Annotated in this window: 2 protein-coding genes and 1 pseudogene; 1 reads left to right on the top strand and 2 read right to left on the bottom strand. The window is 71.7% G+C overall.

Annotation, left to right across the window (positions count from 1 at the left end; translation table 11 throughout):
- Positions 1 to 4 precede the first annotated feature (4 nt).
- Positions 5 to 1,540, bottom strand: a complete 1,536-nt coding sequence (locus FRZ03_RS37525; protein WP_146469589.1) for a gamma-aminobutyraldehyde dehydrogenase — start codon at positions 1,538 to 1,540, stop codon at positions 5 to 7.
- 208 nt (positions 1,541 to 1,748) lie between these two features.
- On the opposite strand from FRZ03_RS37525, the pseudogene FRZ03_RS37520 reads away from it, so the two are divergent.
- Positions 1,749 to 2,294 (top strand): annotated as a pseudogene (locus FRZ03_RS37520) (NADAR family protein); the annotation flags it as partial.
- Between the two features lie 107 nt (positions 2,295 to 2,401).
- Here FRZ03_RS37520 and FRZ03_RS37515 read toward each other — a convergent pair.
- Entirely contained in the window at positions 2,402 to 2,740 is a 339-nt protein-coding gene (locus FRZ03_RS37515; protein ID WP_398662189.1) for a DUF4190 domain-containing protein, read from the bottom strand.
- Positions 2,741 to 2,903 lie beyond the last annotated feature (163 nt).

Genomic DNA, 2,903 nt, shown 5'->3' with positions numbered 1-2,903 from the left:
GCTCCTACCGGTCCCCGAAGATCGTGCGGTGCCAGTCCTTGCGGGCCACCGCCGTGTTGTCGAACATTACGTGCTTGACCTGCGTGTACTCCTCGAAGGAGTACACCGACATGTCCTTGCCGAAGCCGGACGCCTTGGAGCCTCCGTGCGGCATCTCGCTGATGATCGGGATGTGATCGTTGATCCAGACGCAGCCCGCCTTGATGTCGCGGGTGGCGCGGTTGGCGCGGTAGACGCTGCCGCTCCAGGCGGAGGCCGCGAGGCCGTAGGGGGTGTCGTTGGCCAGCCGGATGCCCTCGTCGTCGCTGTCGAAGGGCAGGACGACCAGGACCGGGCCGAAGATCTCGGACTGGACGATCTCGCTGTCCTGCGGGGCGCCGGCGATCAGGGTGGGCCGGTAGTAGGCGCCCTTCGCCAGGTCGCCGCCGGGGGCCTCGCCGCCGGTCACCACGCGGGCGTAGGCGCGGGCGCGGTCCACGAAGCCGGCGACCCGGTCGCGCTGGGCGTGCGAGATGAGGGGGCCGAGGTCGGTGCCGGGGGCGAACGGGTCGCCGAGCCGCACGGTCTCCATCAGGGCGGCGGTGCGCGCGACGAACTCCTCGTACAGCGGCCGCTGTACGTAGGCGCGGGTGGCGGCGGTGCAGTCCTGGCCGGTGTTGATGAGCGCGCCGGCGACGGCGCCGTGGACGGCGGCCTCCAGGTCGGCGTCGTCGAAGACGACGAACGGGGCCTTGCCGCCCAGTTCCAGATGGAGCCGCTTGACGGTGGCGGTGGCGACCTCGGCGACGCGCTTGCCGACGGCGGTGGACCCGGTGAAGGAGGTCATCGCCACGTCGGGGTGGCCGACCAGGTGCTCGCCGGCCTCCCGGCCGGTGCCGGTGACGATGTTGATCACGCCGTCCGGCAGGCCCGCGTCGGTGGCGGCGCGGGCGAACAGCAGGGAGGTCAGCGGGGTCAGCTCGGCGGGCTTCAGCACGATGGTGTTGCCCGCGGCGATCGCCGGGAGCACCTTCCAGGCGGCCATCTGGAGCGGGTAGTTCCAGGGCGCGATGGACCCGACGACCCCGATCGGCTCGCGCCGGACGTACGAGGTGTGGTCCCCGGAGTACTCACCGGCCGACTGCCCCTGGAGGTGCCGCGCGGCACCGGCGAAGAAGGCGGTGTTGTCGACGGTCCCCGGGACGTCGAACTCGCGGCTCAGCTTCAGCGGCTTGCCGCACTGGAGGGACTCCGCGCGGGCGAACTCCTCGGCGCGGTCGGCGAGCACGGCGGCGAAGCGGTGCAGGGCGTCCGAGCGCTCGCCCGGGGTGGCCGAGGCCCAGCCCGGGAAGGCCTCGCGGGCGGCGGCGACGGCCGCGTCGACGTCGTCGGTGCCGGCCAGGTCGTAGGTGAACACCTCGGTGCCGGTGGCCGGGTCGACCACGGCGTGGGTACGGCCCGAAGTGCCCCTGGTCAGACGGCCGGCGATGAACTGCGCGCCCTCGGCGAAACGGTCCTCGGCGGGAAATCGTTCCTGGGTGGCGGTGCCCGGGTTGTGCATGTCGCTCTCCTCCGCCCTGCACCCCGTGCGAGGGGTGGGTGGCGTAGCTCCAGCTCGAATTGAGTGCCGATCCTGACAGAGCCGTTAGCCTCCAACAAGTGATTCCGTTGTTGCCTTTTGGTTACGCAACGGAATCTGTCGACCAGGTGTCGAGTCGGGTGCGGAAAAGGCGGACGGTGTGTCAGTGGTGCGTGTCAGACTCGCGTGCATGGGGAGGATCAACGGGCTGGAAGCCCTGGTCAGCGAGGTCCGGGCGGGGTCCCGCATCAAGTACCTGCACTTCTGGGGCCACCGGCCCCGGCCGGACGGCACGATCGGCGCGAGCTGTCTCAGCCAGTGGTGGCCGTCGCCGTTCGTGGTCGACGGAAAGCACTACGCGACGGCCGAGCACTGGATGATGGCCGGCAAGGCCCGTCTGTTCGGCGACGAGCGGGCGGAGGAGCGGGTGCTGTCCGCGGCCCGTCCCGCCGAGGCCAAGAAGGCGGGCCGCCTGGTCCGCGGCTTCGACGAGGAGATATGGGAGCGGGAGCGCTTCCGCATCGTGGTCGAGGGCAGCGTCCACAAGTTCGCCGCCGACGACGCCCTGCGCGCCTTCCTGCTGGGCACGGGCGACCGCGTCCTGGTCGAGGCGAGCCCGCTGGACCGGGTGTGGGGCATCGGCCTGCCGGCGGCCGACGACGCGGCGTCCGACCCGGAGCGGTGGCGCGGACTGAACCTGCTGGGTTTCGCGCTGATGGAGGCACGGGCGGAGCTGGCGGGACGCTTGCTGCGACCGGCAGCGTTGTCCGGTCCGGGCCTCGGCGCGGGTGGTGGCCCGGGTCTCCGGGCCACCGGGGCGCTCGGCGGCGCCGGGGCCGCGCGTCAGCGTTCCGACGCCACCGTGGCCGAGAGGGAGTGGGCCGAGCCGTAGTAGGGGTCGGAGTTCGACGAGTCCTCGTTGAAGGCGCTGATGCCGATCACGAGCAGCAGCACGATCATGGCGACGCCGACGATGATGCCGATGACCCCCATGATCAGGCCCGCCTGGGCCTGCCCGTGGTTGGTGGCCTCGCCGCGCTCGGCCCGTCGGCGGCCCTTGACGCCGAAGACCACCGCGAGGATGCCCAGCACCAGCGAGACGACGCCGTACAGGCAGAACAGACAGATCGACAGGATGCCGAGCACCATCGCCGCGGTGCCCATGCCGTTCTGGGGGGCCATCGGCATGCCCCCGGCGCCCGCACCGCCCCCCGGGCGGTCCGTCTATCCCGTGTCCCCTACGGGCCTCAACTGCCGGCCCGGCATGCCCACGGCCCCTCACAATCGCTTGCGCACCAGCAACGACGGCGTCTCCCTACCTCAGCTCGGGGCTTTCGCCATTTAC

Origin of the sequence: Streptomyces misionensis (genome assembly GCF_007896895.1) — a bacterium.
GTDB classification, from domain to species: domain Bacteria; phylum Actinomycetota; class Actinomycetes; order Streptomycetales; family Streptomycetaceae; genus Streptomyces; species Streptomyces misionensis_A.
This window is presented reverse-complemented; position numbering and strand designations above follow the sequence as displayed.